Here is a 15,811-nt window from a genome sequence, read left to right as displayed (position 1 = left end):
ACACCCTCCTATAAATTCAATTCCGTTTGCATGAAAATTCTTTTAATTGAGGACGATATAAAAATCATTCAATCGCTGCGTAAAGGCCTCGAAGAGAACGGATATGAGGTAGATATTGCCTACGACGGCACGATTGGAAAACTGCTTGCCCGTCGGAATGACTACTTCGTCATCGTCTCCGACATCATCATTCCAGGCATCAACGGCGTGCAGCTTTGCCGTGAACTCCGAAGCGCGGGTATCAGTACCCCGTTCATCATGCTTACAGCGTTGGGAGCGTTGGAAGAAAAGCTCGTGGGCTTTGATGCGGGGGCCGATGATTATTTGGTCAAACCCTTTGATTTTTTGGAATTATTGGCCCGCATCAAAGTCGTCACCAAACGCATTCAGTCGGAGCCAGTCACCGCCAACGTGCTCCGCTACGCCGACCTCGAAATGAATCTTTCCACCCGCGAAATAACGCGCGGTAGCCAACGCATTGAATTGACGGGCAAAGAATACGCCCTGCTCGAATTTTTGCTACGAAACTCCGAAAGGGTACTGTCTAAAGTAGACATTGCCGAAAAAATCTGGGACATTCGTTTCGACACAGGCACAAACATCATTGAAGTCTACATCACCCTTTTGCGCAAAAAAATAGACCGGGATTTTCCCGTCAAACTCATCCACACGCACTATGGCGTAGGCTATGTGCTCAAACAGGAGGCATAAATGCAGATTCGGACCAAACTCACGGGGCAATTCGCGCTACTCGTATCGGCCATTATGCTGATGGCATTCATTACCATTTATTTGATACGAATGACCTACGTAGAGCAGGAGTTTTACAAACGGTTACGGCACAAAGCCATCACCACCTGTGAGTTATTGGTAAAAGTAGAGGGCGTTGATTCTAAGCTCCTTAGAAAGATTGATAAGACCAACTACGATGTATTGCACAACGAAAACCTGACCATCTATGACCACCAAAATGAAGAACTTTATACCAGCAATGAGACCCTTTACTACGCCATCCCCCCCGAGCTTTTCGACCAAATAAGGCTCGAAAAAGAAGTTCAGTTCTCCGAAGGAAATGCAAAAATCATCGGAATTGTGTACACCGACCGCTTCAATCGTGTAGTGTGCATTGCGGGGGCCGAAGACAAATACGGCGACGAAGAACTGCACAGCCTTTGGCGAATTTTGACGGGTATGTACTTTGGCGTGATTGGGTTGGTGATTGTTGCGGGTTGGTATTTTGCGGGTCAGGCCATGAAACCCGTTTCCAATGCCATCGGACAGGTGAATCAAATTTACCCTAAACTGATGGAGCAACGCTTGACGGTCCAAAATCCCCGCGACGAAGTGGGGCAACTGACCAGCACGTTCAACAAACTGCTGGACCGCATCGGTGAGGTGTTCAGGCTGCAAAACTTGTTCATTTCCAATGTATCGCATGAACTCAAGAACCCCCTTATGCGCATTGGGGCACAACTAGACGTGGCCTTGCTTAAAGAACGAACCGAAGCCGAATACAGGCAAACGCTGATATCTATACGAGAGGATATTCGGGATTTGGGACAACTCTCCGAAACCCTGCTCGAACTGGCCAAAGTAAACGACCAAAACCGCAGTTTGATTTACAACGACATCCGGATTGACGAAATCGTCTGGGAAGCCCGTGATTTATTACTCAAAGCTGAGCCTTCCTATCAAGTACAAGTTCGACTCCTGAGCACGATTGAAGACGACAATCAGCTCATTGTCAAAGCCAATGCGCACCTTATGAAAACCGCCATTGTCAATTTGATGGAAAATGGCTGCAAGTTTGCGTCAGATTCAACCGTGGCAGTCGATGTATTTCCGATGGAAACTAACGTTGAAATTCGGTTTACCAATACGGGAACCGTCATTTTGCCCAAAGATTTACCCTATATATTTCAACCCTTTTACAGAAGCGATAACACAACCAATATCAAAGGTTACGGTGTAGGGTTGTCGTTGGTAGAGCGGATTGCCAAACTGCACAACGGCAACATCAAAGTCACTTCGGATGCCCACGCTCAAACCACTTTTTTCTCCTTACTCATTCCCTACCGCCATTGAGTTTTTACCCCGATTTCGCGTCTCTATCAGTCGTTTTTTACTTTTTCAGTTTTCTTCATTTTTAGTAACTTTTTAATCATTCCTTCATAAGTTCTTAAGGATTGCCCTGTTTCTTTGTCATTGTAATACAAGCGATTGCTGCAGTGGCGGCTGCCACAATAAAGTATTCTCAATGCGCAGCTCTGAATGAAGACACGAATTTTGCCGAGATACGGCAACACGTACGACCGTCAGCGCGGAAAACATAACCGACGCAGTGCAATTATCAGTCTTTTGGCCATTTTGGCGGGCATGGTTTTCGTCTGCTTCTACCAATGGATGGCACAGCGCACCATGACGGAAATGACGAACCGAGCGCTATTGCGACAAGACTCGCTCGAAGCCGTTAAGTTGTCGCAGGATAAGGTTATTTTTTTGATGAAAGATACCATCAATCAACTAAGGAAAACAAACCTACACCTGCAACAACAGCAATTTACACTCAAAAAAAGCGGAAAATGAAGGTAACATACGATTTGGTTGACTAGCAATGACGAGCGAGGTATCCTCACTCGTCATTCTTACTTACTTTATTGCCGTTACGACATTTTTGATTCAATCATTCCCCAAAATTATTTTTTTTTAATTGCTGCTTAAGGTGTTGTTAAGATTGCCGGAAGACCTTTGATTGTTAATTGTCCTGAGTGTTTGCCTCGCCCAAGCGGGAACGTCTCCGCTTGGGTTTTCTTCCTAATCTATCTTCCAAACATCATTTCTATGAACAACGTTACCGTTATCATTCCAGCCCTTAATGAAGAAGCCACCATTGCCAATGTTATTCGAAAAGCCCAAAATTGCGCCTACGTTCGTGAAGTAATCGTTATCGACGATCAATCTTACGACAATACGGTTGAAGTAGCCATGCTCTCTGGCGCAACGTCCTTTACGAGCACACAATTGGGCAAAGGGGCGTCTATGCGCGAAGGCCTCATGATGACCCAATCTGACATCATCGTTTTTCTGGATGCTGACATTCCCACCTACCCCGAAAACGTCGTGGATATTCTCATTGAGCCCCTTTTAAAAAATGAAGCCGACTTCGTAAAATCTTATTTTGACCGTCAGGCGGGGCGCGTAACGGAATTGGTGGCCAAGCCGCTTTTAAGTATTTTATTTCCCGCCTTAGCGCATTTCAAACAGCCGTTGAGCGGCATCATTGCGGGCAGAAAATCATTCTTTGAAAAAATTGATTTTGAAAATGATTACGGAGTTGACATCGGGATTTTGTTAGACATGCATCGCCTCAAAACACGCATTGCCGAAGTGAGCATCGGAACGGTTGAAAATAAAATGAAGCCTTGGCAAGAGCTAGGAAAAATGTCAAGGGAAGTGACGAAAGCCATTCTGGCGCGCACTAATCAAATAACCGAACCCTCTCTCGAAAATCTCGAAAACATCAATGTTATTCGACGTGAGATGTCCGACGCCATCAGGGAATCAATGGTGGGATTGCGCAAAATGGTGGTTTTTGACATGGACAACACGATTCTGCGGTCTGGTTTTATCCACACCGCCGCCGATGCCTTTGGGTTCAAAAAGGAACTTTGGCAAATCGTGGCCGAACAAACCAACCCCGTGGTGCGTACCAAGCAGATTGCGCAGCTCCTACACGGAAAAACCTTCGGCGAAATCATTGAAGTTGTCAAGTCGATTCCTGTCGTGGCTGATTTCGGGGAAATTGTAGCGGAATTAAAACAAAAAGGGTTCATAACGGGCATCATCAGCGACAGTTATACCTGCGTCACCCACCACCTCAAAAATCTATTTAGGCTTGATTTTACCCTTGCCAACGAGCTTGAATTTTCGCGGAGCGTGGCCACGGGCCAAGTCAAAATTCCATCGTATTTTTTCAAACGCAACACTTCCCATTGCAGTCACGATTTTTGCAAAACCAATGCGCTGTCTTACCTTTCAGAAATCTACCACGTAGGTTTTGAAAACGTAATGGCTATCGGCGACGGAGAAAACGACATTTGCATGATTCGCAAATCAGGCATTGGGGTTTCTTTTTGTACCAAAAACCAAATTTTAGAAAACAGTGCCGATGTGGTACTCAGCAAGCCCTATTTTCGCCCCATTTTGAAGTTGGTTTGAACATACACTCCGGACTGTCTAAATCAGCCCGGAGATTTTAAACATTACGATGAAATACAACACCAAAAACAAAGCCCCCTCCCAAGTGGAGATGCGCTTATCTTGGGCCAAAAGATAAAAAAAGGCCGATGCAGCCACTAGTATCGGCAACGCAAGCGACAGAAGCTGGCCGCTGGCCGTTAGGTCTCCCGCCCAACTTGCCGTGCCCGGAATGACCAAAACGTTGAAGATACACGAGCCCATCACGTTACCAATTGCCAACGACGCTTTACCCTGCTTTACCGAAAAATAGTTGACCGCCAACTCGGGCAGCGTCGTTCCTAACGATAGCACGGTAAGGGCAATGATGGACGGGGGAATCGTCAGAATTTCGGCAATTCGGGTAATACTCAACACCGTATAATCGGCTCCAAAGTAAATTCCGACGCCCGCCAAAGCCAGAATCAGTCCCACTTTACCCCATGAGGGAGTGCTTTCGGTCGTTTCTTCGGGTTCGTCTTCATTGCCAGCCCTCAGTAGATAAAGGCTGTATATCACAAAGATAAGAATCAAAAAAGCCCCTTCTTTCCACGTAAGGATGCCGTCTTGTAAAAACAAATAAAAGACCAGCGCCGAGCCCAACAGATAATGAAGGTCAATCATAAGATAACGTTTGCCCAAATCAATCGTTCGACGATTCATCAAGGCCGTAAAACCTACAATCAAGAAAATATTGGAGATATTGGCCCCGATGAGATTTCCCGCCACAATCTCCGCCTGCCCCGACGAAATGGACAAAAGAGCCGTTACCAACTCAGGCAATGAAGTACCAATGCCTACGATAAAAATACCCGTTACGAAGGGGGGGAGTTTGAGGAGTCGTCCTGCGCTTTCGGCGGCATTGGTAAAAAAACGGGCCGCAACCAACAAAACCGTTAGACTACCCACAAAAAGTAAAATCCAGTTAAGAAGCATCGTCTTTCTTTTGCTTAATATTTCTGCAAAATCGGTGTTTTTTGCGTAAATAGGGAGTTTTTAACGACTTTTTAAGGATTCAGTTGTTGTTTTAACCCAGTCTTAAATTATCAATTATGATTACTGCCATTATTATCATTTTTGTCATAGGTTACCTCTTTATTACCCTTGAGCATAACATTAATCTCAACAAAACTGCAACTGCTTTATTGACAGGCGTAATCTGTTGGACCCTCTATGCCCTCGGAAGTAATGATTCCCACCACATTGTCGAAGAGCTTTCCCATCATTTAGCCAATATATCCGAGATTGCCTTTTTCCTGTTGGGGGCCATGACCATTGTAGAGTTGGTCGACGCTCATCAGGGGTTTGGCGTGATTACCGAGCGGATTCACACCAAAGACAGCCGCGCGTTGCTGTGGATTATCAGCATACTTACGTTTTTTCTGTCGGCGGTTTTGGACAACCTTACCACGGCCATTGTGATGGTATCGTTGCTGCGTAAAATCATCCGAGATGATGAAATGCGACGTTTTTTTGCGGGGATTGTCATCATCGCCGCCAACGCAGGCGGTGCGTGGTCGCCGCTGGGAGATGTCACCACGACGATGTTGTGGATTGGCGGGCAGATTTCGGCCGTCAATGTCATGAAAACACTGTTTATTCCGAGTCTTATTGCGTTGATTGTACCCCTTATTTATCTTTCATTTAAACTCAAAGGGTCAATCGCTACTCCAAAGATTTCCAAGAAATCTGAGAGTGATGACGTGACTAACAAAGAGCGTAACATCATGTTTGGGACGGGTATTGGGATGCTTTTATTCGTTCCCATCTTTAAAACCGTGACGCACTTGCCGCCTTATATGGGTATTCTGTTGGCGTTGGGCGTGGTTTGGATTGTTTCAGAAATCCTCCATTCTAAAAAAGACGAAGAAGACCGTAAGCCTTTTACGGCCAGTCATGCATTAAGTAAAATTGACACAAGCAGTATTTTATTCTTTATGGGCATACTTCTAGCCATTGGCGTCTTGGAAGTTACGCACGTATTGACCGATCTAGCGGCGTGGATGAACGATACCATCGGCAACCTCGACGCCATCGTTTTTATCATCGGGATTGCCTCGGCGGTCATTGACAACGTGCCGCTCGTGGCGGCCTCCATGGGTATGTATGATTTGGCAACCTACCCCCAAGACCACCGAATCTGGGAATTTTTGGCCTATTGCGCGGGTACAGGCGGTAGTATGTTGATCATTGGCTCGGCGGCGGGCGTGGCGGTGATGGGCATGGAGCGCATCAGCTTTTTTTGGTATCTCAAGCGCATCAGCCTTCTGGCGTTGATTGGGTACGTGGCGGGCGCACTGGTGTTTTTGTTTATGTAAGATTGGATTTACCTTTGGGAATTGAAGAACGCTTCAAGCGGTTTTTATCATCAACAAATCCAATTTCCAAATTTATCAGATGCAAACAATCTTAGAAACACTGCGTATTTCCAGCACAAATCACGGCATTAGCACGGGCTTGGCTGCTTGGGAAGGTCGGGGCGAAGAGTTGTCTTCTTTTTCGCCAGTAGATGGTCAACTCATCGGCAAAGTGCATGCGGCATCCCGTGAAGATTACGATACTGTCATTGGTCAGGCGCAGGAAGCATTCAAAACGTGGCGGCTCGTGCCCGCCCCCAAGCGCGGCGACATCGTTCGGCAAATGGGCGAACAATTGCGCAAATACAAAACCGAACTTGGCACCTTGGTCAGTTATGAAATGGGCAAGAGCCTTCAGGAGGGCCTCGGCGAAGTGCAGGAAATGATTGACATCTGCGATTTTGCCGTCGGGCTATCACGCCAATTATACGGACTCACCATGCACAGCGAGCGCCCATCGCACCGGATGTATGAGCAATGGCACCCGCTAGGTATTGTGGGCATTATTTCGGCCTTCAATTTTCCCGTGGCCGTGTGGTCATGGAACTCCATGCTAGCGTGGGTCTGCGGCGACGTATGCGTGTGGAAACCTTCCGAAAAAACGCCTTTAACGGCCGTTGCCTGCCAAAATATTATCCAAGAAGTACTGAAAACCAACGATGTTCCCGAAGGAGTTTCGGGGCTGATTATCGGTGGACGAGAAGTGGGCGAATGGCTTTCGCACGACGAGCGAGTTCCGTTGGTTTCAGCCACAGGCAGTACACGCATGGGCAAGTCCGTGGGGCAAGCCGTGGGTGGCCGTTTGGGACGCAGTTTGTTGGAATTGGGCGGCAACAACGCCATCATCATTTCGCAACATGCCGACCTGCCGTTGGCCATTCCAGCTATTGTGTTTGGGGCCGTAGGAACGGCAGGCCAACGCTGCACTAGCACCCGTCGGTTGATTATCCACGAAAGCATCTATGAAGATGTAAAACAACGTCTGGTTAAAGCTTACGGTCAGCTGCGCATCGGCAACCCACTCGACAGCAACATCCACGTTGGGCCGTTGATTGATACTTTAGCAGTCAAAAACTACCAGTCGGCAGTCGACGAAGTACGCATTGCAGGGGGTACGTTTGTGGTAGAACCAGGCGTTTTAACAGGTGCCGATTTTGCGTCGGGTTGCTACGTACAACCCTGCGTAGCAGAAGTCGAAAATCACTGGCCGATTGTGCAACACGAGACCTTCGCGCCTATTTTATATCTCATCAAATACAGTACTTTAGATGAAGCCATTGCCTTACAAAATGGCGTACCACAAGGGCTGTCTTCGGCCATCTTTACGCTCAATGTGCGTGAGTCAGAGTTGTTTTTGAGTCAAGCGGGTTCTGATTGCGGCATTGCCAATGTCAACATCGGTACTTCTGGTGCCGAAATCGGCGGCGCATTTGGCGGCGAGAAAGAAACGGGTGGCGGGCGCGAATCTGGCTCCGATGCGTGGCGAGCCTACATGCGCCGTCAGACCAACACCATCAACTACGGGACCACGTTGCCGTTGGCGCAGGGGATTAAATTTGAAATTTAGTTACCAGCCCGTCAGTCGGACCGTGTCAAACCGCCTGACGGGCAATTACAGTTCAAAGTCGTGAAGCCTCTCTTTAGGATTTGCCCGGTGACGGTTCAGGGTAGCTTACCATCGCCTTAGGCTTAAATTGCCACCCTTCGTTTGAAAAAAATTTCATGATTCAATCCTGGGGTTCAACTTTACCTCATCTCCTCTATCTTAATGAAAAAGATGAACCCTCTACCCTACTTAACCCAAGTAATGCCGCTGGTGGCGCTCGTTGGCACTTATCTGTTAATCATCGCTTACGATAAATCAAAGATTGTCGAGCGAGTCACTTCCAAAGGAATCAAAACCGTAGGAACCGTTGTTGAAATTCGGCAAAACCCCGGTGAATTATTTGGTTCAAAAGAGGGCGAAGGGCAGGCTCCCGTTGTGGATTTTGTCACTAAAAATGGCTCGCATCGGCATTATTCTACCCATTACCAAACCCCCTCTCCTTATCAAGTGGGGCAGAAAGTGGAAGTCTGTTATTACTTCTACAAATCAATCAGAGAAGTGCTTTTAGCCAACGAAGGTGCGGGAACCTTGCCCAAAACACTTTTTCGTTGGGGCATTGCACTTTGTCTCATCAGTTATCCATTTCTTATCAAAAAACTAATGCTTTTGGGAGGAGTGAATTGAAAGCTACCGATGAATCATCCGAAATATTTAATAAATGAAAGAATAGCCTTGAGTAGTGCAATTGGAGTATTTACTTAAACGTATAGTAGCTATTCCAATTTTATTTTATGGACACCCTTCAAATCAAATCTATTCTTGAAAAAATAAAAACCGTCAAAGTAGCGGTATATGGAGACTTTTGTTTGGATGCGTACTGGATCATGGATACGCGCAAATCAGAAGTATCAATCGAAACGGGCCTGCAAGCCGAGTCGGTGGCCAAGCATTATTATTCGCCGGGCGGCGCGGCCAACGTCATCGCCAATCTTTCGGCCCTTCAACCCGCCCAACTCAAGGTCATCGGCGTGGTAGGCGACGATATTCACGGGCGTGAATTGACGGCTCAATTGCAAAAACTGGGCGCCGACACCAGCTCTTTATTCATTCAAAAAGAGCATTTTCATACTTACGCGTATCTCAAACGCTACATTGAAGGTGTAGAAGAGCCGCGCATTGATTTTGGGGTGTACAACAAACGCTCCTTAGAAATTGACGAACAAATTTTAGCCGCTTTAACGGCTGCTTTGGAAACCCACGATGCCGTCATTTTCAATCAACAAGTTGTTGGAAGTATTACCAACGACAGCTTTATCGAAAAAGCCAATGCGCTTTTTGAGCAATACAACGACAAAATCATCTTGGTTGATTCCCGTCATTTCAATGATCGTTTCTCCAATGTATACCGCAAAGTAAACGACGTAGAGGCTGCACACCTCAACGGCGTTCAGGTAGAGCCGCGTACGATGTTACCGCGCGCTACCGTGCTGGAATACGGTCAGGCTTTATTTGCCCAATCACAAAAACCCGTCTTTGTTACCTGTGGAGCAAGAGGCATTACCGCCTTTGATTCAACGGGTTACCACGAACACTTGGGTTTACAACTCACCGCGCAACTCGATACTGTTGGCGCGGGAGATACCGTTATCAGCGCCATTACTTTGTGTTTGGCGGCGGGAATTAGCCCCAGCGAAGCCGCCGAATTTGCCAACTTTGCGGCGGCCGTTACGGTTCAAAAACTGTTTATTACGGGCACCGCCAATGGCGAAGAAATCCTCGCCATCAGCCAAGACCCCAACTATATTTACCAAGCCGATTTGGCCGAAAATCCCCGTCAGGCGGTGTATTTACCCGGCACCGAAACGGAGCTGTGCGACCCATCGGTGTTGGAAAAACTCGGCCACATCAAATACGCCGTATTCGACCACGACGGTACCATCAGCACCCTCCGCCACGGTTGGGAAGAAATCATGGAGCCCGTCATGATGAAGGCGATTTTGGGCGATTCTTACGATACCATCGACGCCGCAGGTTTCAAAAAAGTACAGCGGGAAACGCAGGAGTTTATCCACAAAACCACGGGTATCCAGACCATTTACCAGATGGAAGGTTTGGTCAACATGGTGCGCGAAGCGGGTTATGTGCCCGAAGACCAAATTCTGGATAAGTTTCAATACAAACAGATTTACAACGATGCCCTGATGGAGTTGGTCAACAAACGCATGGCCAAATTACAGGCGGGTGAGTTGGATTGGGAAGACTACACCATGAAGGGCGCGGTTTCCTTTTTGCACGAACTCAAAGAGCGCGGCGTGGTGATGTATCTCGCCAGCGGCACCGACGTAGACGACGTTCGCCACGAAGCCACCGTTCTTGGATACGCAGACCTGTTCGACGGCGGTATTTACGGTGCCTTGCGCGAATACACCAAGTTTTCCAAAAAGATGATCATTGAGCGAATTATACGTGATAATAACCTAAATGGCAACGAATTGGCCGTTTTCGGTGACGGTCCTGACGAAATCCGCGAAGGGCGTCGGTCAGGCGGCATATCGATTGGAATCACGAGCAACGAAGTACAGCGCCACGGCCACAATTTCGACAAACGTCCGCGCCTTGTCAAAGCAGGTGCGCAGTTGATCATTCCCGATTTCTCGCAATACCGAAAATTGGTGAGTTTACTGTTCAAGGAAGAAGAGATTTCCGAAACAGTGTAAAATTTAACGTCTTTAACGTCGGCAGGGTTTGGCACCGCAGACCGGTCCGCCGGTGCGGCGCCGTCCCTGCCGACGTTGGTATCATCTCCAAATCAGCGTTCCAATTTGTTCAGATGTCAAAAAAAACAACCATATACCTTTTTGCCTTAGGCATTCTAACGGCCTCCCTTTTTTCCTGTTCAGAATCAGGCAAAGAACCCGTTGATTACGTGGACCCGTTCATCGGTACTGATTTCTTTGGACATACCTTTCCAGGAGCCACGCTCCCCTACGGCATGGTACAACTCAGTCCGGACCACGATGTCAAAGGGTGGACCTACGCGGCTGGCTATGCCTATCCCGACAGTTCCATTATCGGATTCAGCCACACGCATTTCAGCGGCGTCGGCATGACGACGGGTGGCGACATTTTGGTGATGCCTACCGTCGGCGATAAAATCCAAACATCGGCAGGAAGTAAAGATAATCCCGATTCGGGCTATCGTTCACGCTACAACAAAAAAGATGAATCGGCCTCTCCGGGTTATTACTCTGTGTTGTTAAAAGACGGTAACATCAAAGCCGAGCTCACTGCTACCAAACGCGTGGGCGTACATCGCTATACCTTCCCCGAATCGCGCAAATCGACTATTCTGCTGGACATCGGCCACGAAATCGGCGGTAATGCTGAAAGTGGTGAATCACTGGTAAAAATGACCAATGACTCCACCCTCGAAGGTTACAAAGATGCCAACGGCACGATGGTTTATTTTGTCGCAAAATTCAGTCGCCCGTTTGAGTATTACGGAACTTGGGACAATGATTACATCACGCCCGAATCCTCAGAAGGCTATTGGCCGTACAAAAACGAAGAAAAAGGGTTGAATGTAGGCTTTTTTGTTGGGTATAAAACAAAAAAAGACGACCAAGTGACGGTCAAAGTGGCAATCTCGCACGTCAGCGTTGAGGGTGCCAAGAAAAACTTACAGGCCGAAGTGGCGCATTGGGATTTTGACAAAGTGAAAAATGACGCCCGCGAGACATGGAATGAAGAACTCAAACGCGTGGCGGTCAAAGGCAACAATGAAGCCCAAAAGCAGATTTTCTACACGGCATTTTACCGCAGCTTATTGGCCCAATACATCGGGCAAGACGTGGACGGGCAGTACATGGGCATGGACAAAAAAGTGCATACCGCCCAAAAATATGACTTCTATCCTTCGTTTTCGTGCTGGGATACCTACCGTACGCAGCACCCGCTGTTGACGTTGGTGGCCCCCGACCACGTCAACGATTTTGTGAAGTCCATTGCCGCCAAAACCACCGAATTCGGTTGGCTTCCTGCGCAGCATTTCCGCAACACTTATCGGCCAAGCATGGTCGGCGACCACCTAATTCCCGTCATCGTCGATGCGTATTTTAAAGGCTACCGCGATTGGGACATTGAAGGTTTATACGCCGCCATGCGTCGCAAAGCGTTAGAAGCTCCGCCCGCCAACATTCCTGCCTCCGCAGGTCGTGCTGGCCTATCCGATTATATTCGCTTAGGCTATGCGCCCGCCGACCGCACCACCGAATCCGTTCCCAACACGATGGAATTGGCCTACGACGACTGGTGCATTGCAAGATTAGCAGAAGCATTGGGCAAAAAAGAAGACGCTGCGCTATTTTACAAACGTGCTCAGAATTATCGAAACGTATTTGACGCTTCCACGGCATTTATGCGCCCGCGCCGCGAAAACGGCACGTGGTTGGAAGCCCTCGGTACCAATCAACAGGCGATTGATTCCGTCGGCGCGCATCATTATTACCGATACTTTGACCCGCTTTTGGTGGGCCGCCGCCCCAACCGTCATTATACTGAATCCAACGCTTGGCAATACCTCTGGTCGGTGCAGCATGACCCCGCAGGTTTGATTCAATTATTGGGTGGAAATCAAGCATTTAATCAACGTCTTGATACCTTTTTTTCCATGGATGTCTCCATCAGCACCCCAAAATACGTGGGCGTTGTGGGAACGATAGGGCAATATGTACACGGAAATCAACCATCGCATCACGTAGCGTATCTGTACAATTACGCCGGTGCACCATGGAAAACCCAGTATTGGGCACGTGAAATCATGGAACGTTTTTATCGCACCGGCCCAGGCGGCTTGTGCGGCAACGAAGACATGGGTTCGCTGTCGTCTTGGTATTTGTTGAGCAGCATGGGTATTTATCCCGTGGCTCCTGGCAGTACACAATATGCTATCGGCAGCCCAGTGTTTGAAGAAATTGAATTCAACGTGGGGAAAGACAAAGTATTCAAAATCACTGCCCAAAATACGTCTTCTAAAAACCGTTATATTCAATCCGCTACCCTCAACGGCAAAGCCTTTGACCGCAGTTGGATCGACCATTCCGAAATTATGGCCGGCGGAGAATTGGCATTTGTGATGGGACCTGAGCCTAATAAATCGTGGGCTACCGGAAAAGAGGGCGCGCCGTATTCGCAAAGTACGCAGTCACTAGCGTCCCGCTAGTGACTGCACAATGCCGCGCGACTGGTCTACGCGACGGCACAACAAAAAACAAACTAAACCACATGATAACTAACACGTTTAAAATCCTTCTGCTGGCGGCAACGACCTTCGTAAGCCAAGCGCAGCAAACCTACGCCGAAAAACTCGGCTGGCCCAAAGGGGCCAAAGTCGTGATTTTTCACGTTGACGACCCGGGCATGTCGTACTCTTCCAACCAAGGAACCATCAAATCGGTGGAGCAGGGCGTGGCGACTTCGTGCAGTATCATGTTTCCGTGCTCATGGTCAGCGAGTTTTGTTAATTATATTCAAAAAAGCAATCCCAATCTCGACGCGGGCGTGCATTTGACGTTGACATCGGAGTGGCGCGATTACCGTTGGGGACCCGTGGCGGGCTTTCAAAGCGTACCGAGTTTGGTAGATAAAGAAGGGAATCTGTGGCACGAAGTAGCCCAAGTCGTGAAAAACGGCACGGCCGACGACGTAGAAAAAGAGATCAGAGCGCAGGTCGAAAAAGCATTACGTATGGGACTGAAACCCACCCACCTGGACTCGCACATGGGCACGCTCTTTGCGCACGTCCCCTTTTTGGAACGATACATCAAAGTCGGCGTTGAATACGGCATTCCAGTCATGTTTCCGGGCGGTAACAACAAGTTACTGATTGAATGTCAGCAATACCCCATCATCAAACGAATGAAGGCCGAAGGAAAATGGCAGGAAGGGATGAAATTGCCCGAACCCGAATTAACCAAAATGTCGGGAGCCGTAGGACAAAAAATCTGGCAATCGGGCTTGCCAGTATTGGATGATTTGCACACCATCAGCGGCGATTGGAAACCCACCACCCCCAACCCAACGCCCGAAGAATGGGGGAAATACAAAGCCCAAAAATTCATCGAAACCCTCAACAATATGCAGCCCGGATTGGCCATGTTCATCGTTCACAGCAGCGACGTGACCGATGCCTTCAAGCACATCAGCGCATCGGGCGGTTCACGCTATGCGGATATGCTATCCATGATGAATCCCGAACTGAAAGCCTATATTCAATCGCAGGGCGTCATCCTCACTACATGGCGTGAGGTGATGGAACGCCGGAAGAAAGTAAAGTAATTTGATTTGTCACCGGCACCGGCCGCCCGGCTGAACGGGTCTAAATCGAACGAATTAACACCTAAATACTCACCGAGAATATAAAATTATACCACCATGCAAAGGCTCTTAGATGCTTACAGCATGAAAAAATTAAATCTTAATGAAATTCCGTTTTCCTTTCTCCATTTTTCTCCTTTTCACCTTTGGTTCCCTGCAAATCACCTTTGCACAATCCTCCCCCATCCTCCGCTCCACGTTGATTTTTCCCGGTCAGGAAAAACACGTCCACGGCAGCAGCTTGGTCAATTTACCCAACGGTGATTTTCTTTCCGTGTGGTTTTACGGGAGCGGTGAACGTACCGCCGATGATGTCAAAATCATGGGTGCTCGCTTGAAAAAAGGCGAAACCGTTTGGAGTGAGCCATTTGAAATGGCCGACACGCCTCACCTGCCCGATTGCAACCCCGTGTTGTTTTTGAACCAACAGGGCAAACTGTTTTTGGTATGGATTGCGGTACAGGCCAACCAATGGGAACAGTCTATTTTGCGTTTTAAAACCTCGACCGATTACGCCAAAAGCGGCCCGCCCGTTTGGAATTGGCAGGACAACATTTTGCTCAAACCTGACGATAATTTTGCCAAAGAGGTAGCCGAAAAATTCAAGAAACTGCCCGAAAATACCGCAGGTTGGGCAGGTTACGCCCGCAAATACGACGACATGATTATCGAAGCCGCCAAAGACGCGCCCAAACGCAGCATTGGCTGGATGACGCGCATCAAACCGATGTTGATGGAAAACGGCCGCATTGTGTTGCCGCTCTATTCCGACGGGTATAATTTTTCGCTCATGGCTATTTCCGACGATTTTGGTACGACTTGGAAACCAAGCCTGCCGCTCGTAGGGCGTGGGCCGATTCAGCCGGCGTTGGCGAAGCGTAAAAACGGAAACTTGGTGGCTTACCTGCGCGACAGCGGCGACGAGCCTACGCGCGTTCACATCAGCGAATCTTCCGACAAGGGCGAAAGTTGGACGGCTTCCCTCAAAACCGATATTCCCAATACGGCAAGCGTTGAAATATTGACGTTACAGGACGGCAAATGGGCTTTTTTGGGCAATGACATTGACGACGGCCGCTACCGCATGAGCCTGTATCTCTCTGATGATGAAGGGAAAACGTGGAAGTGGAAAACGCGCCTCGAAGACCACGCCCGCGACAAAGGTGGCTATTCGTACCCCTGCCTGATTCAAACGCCTGACGGTTTATTGCACATTACCTACTCCGCCCACGCCGATAACAAAAACAAATCCATTAAATACGTAGTGGTTGACCCTAAGAAGATGAAGTAATGATTT

At 48.2% G+C, this 15,811-nt stretch carries 12 protein-coding genes; 11 read left to right on the top strand and 1 reads right to left on the bottom strand.

The window, feature by feature from the left end; all coding sequences use genetic code 11:
* Positions 1-30 precede the first annotated feature (30 nt).
* The 4 genes from DR864_RS25310 (at position 31) to DR864_RS25295 (ending at position 4,218) form a co-directional block, all read left to right on the top strand.
* Positions 31-711: a response regulator gene (locus tag DR864_RS25310; protein ID WP_114069574.1), complete on the top strand. Its 681-nt coding sequence runs from the start codon at positions 31-33 to the stop codon at positions 709-711.
* On the top strand, positions 712-2,085 hold the full coding sequence (locus tag DR864_RS25305; protein WP_114069573.1) for a sensor histidine kinase: 1,374 nt from the start codon (positions 712-714) through the stop codon (positions 2,083-2,085). It begins immediately after the preceding gene.
* Positions 2,086-2,271: 186 nt separating this feature from the next.
* On the top strand, positions 2,272-2,586 hold the full coding sequence (locus DR864_RS25300) for a hypothetical protein (RefSeq protein WP_114069572.1): 315 nt from the start codon (positions 2,272-2,274) through the stop codon (positions 2,584-2,586).
* A gap of 255 nt (positions 2,587-2,841) precedes the next feature.
* Positions 2,842-4,218, top strand: coding sequence for an HAD-IB family phosphatase (locus DR864_RS25295; protein ID WP_114069571.1), 1,377 nt, complete (start codon positions 2,842-2,844; stop codon positions 4,216-4,218).
* An 18-nt stretch (positions 4,219-4,236) separates the two neighbouring features.
* On the opposite strand, the gene DR864_RS25290 is transcribed toward DR864_RS25295, so the two are convergent.
* Positions 4,237-5,172, bottom strand: a complete 936-nt coding sequence (locus DR864_RS25290; RefSeq protein WP_114069570.1) for a sodium:calcium antiporter — start codon at positions 5,170-5,172, stop codon at positions 4,237-4,239.
* 116 nt (positions 5,173-5,288) lie between these two features.
* Between DR864_RS25290 and nhaD the strand changes: the two genes are divergently transcribed.
* The 7 genes from nhaD (at position 5,289) to DR864_RS25255 (ending at position 15,805) form a co-directional block, all read left to right on the top strand.
* A complete protein-coding gene (gene nhaD / locus DR864_RS25285; protein WP_114069569.1) occupies positions 5,289-6,554 on the top strand; it encodes a sodium:proton antiporter NhaD in 1,266 nt (421 codons plus the stop codon).
* Between the two features lie 79 nt (positions 6,555-6,633).
* Entirely contained in the window at positions 6,634-8,160 is a 1,527-nt protein-coding gene (amaB, locus tag DR864_RS25280; RefSeq protein ID WP_114069568.1) for an L-piperidine-6-carboxylate dehydrogenase, read from the top strand.
* Between the two features lie 201 nt (positions 8,161-8,361).
* Positions 8,362-8,823, top strand: a complete 462-nt coding sequence (locus tag DR864_RS25275) for a DUF3592 domain-containing protein (protein WP_114069567.1) — start codon at positions 8,362-8,364, stop codon at positions 8,821-8,823.
* Between the two features lie 107 nt (positions 8,824-8,930).
* Positions 8,931-10,856, top strand: coding sequence for a PfkB family carbohydrate kinase (locus DR864_RS25270; RefSeq protein ID WP_114069566.1), 1,926 nt, complete (start codon positions 8,931-8,933; stop codon positions 10,854-10,856).
* A gap of 113 nt (positions 10,857-10,969) precedes the next feature.
* A complete protein-coding gene (locus tag DR864_RS25265; RefSeq protein ID WP_229599474.1) occupies positions 10,970-13,360 on the top strand; it encodes a GH92 family glycosyl hydrolase in 2,391 nt (796 codons plus the stop codon).
* Positions 13,361-13,422: 62 nt separating this feature from the next.
* Entirely contained in the window at positions 13,423-14,475 is a 1,053-nt protein-coding gene (locus tag DR864_RS25260; RefSeq protein ID WP_114069565.1) for a polysaccharide deacetylase family protein, read from the top strand.
* 142 nt (positions 14,476-14,617) lie between these two features.
* Positions 14,618-15,805 carry a sialidase family protein gene (locus DR864_RS25255; protein WP_114069564.1) on the top strand — a complete coding sequence of 396 codons (1,188 nt, stop codon included), beginning with the start codon at positions 14,618-14,620 and terminating at the stop codon, positions 15,803-15,805.
* Positions 15,806-15,811 lie beyond the last annotated feature (6 nt).

It is taken from the genome of Runella rosea (genome assembly GCF_003325355.1).
GTDB classification, from domain to species: Bacteria; Bacteroidota; Bacteroidia; order Cytophagales; family Spirosomataceae; genus Runella; species Runella rosea.
The sequence above is the reverse complement of the archived record's forward strand: the minus strand, read 5'-3'. Positions and strand labels throughout refer to the sequence as shown.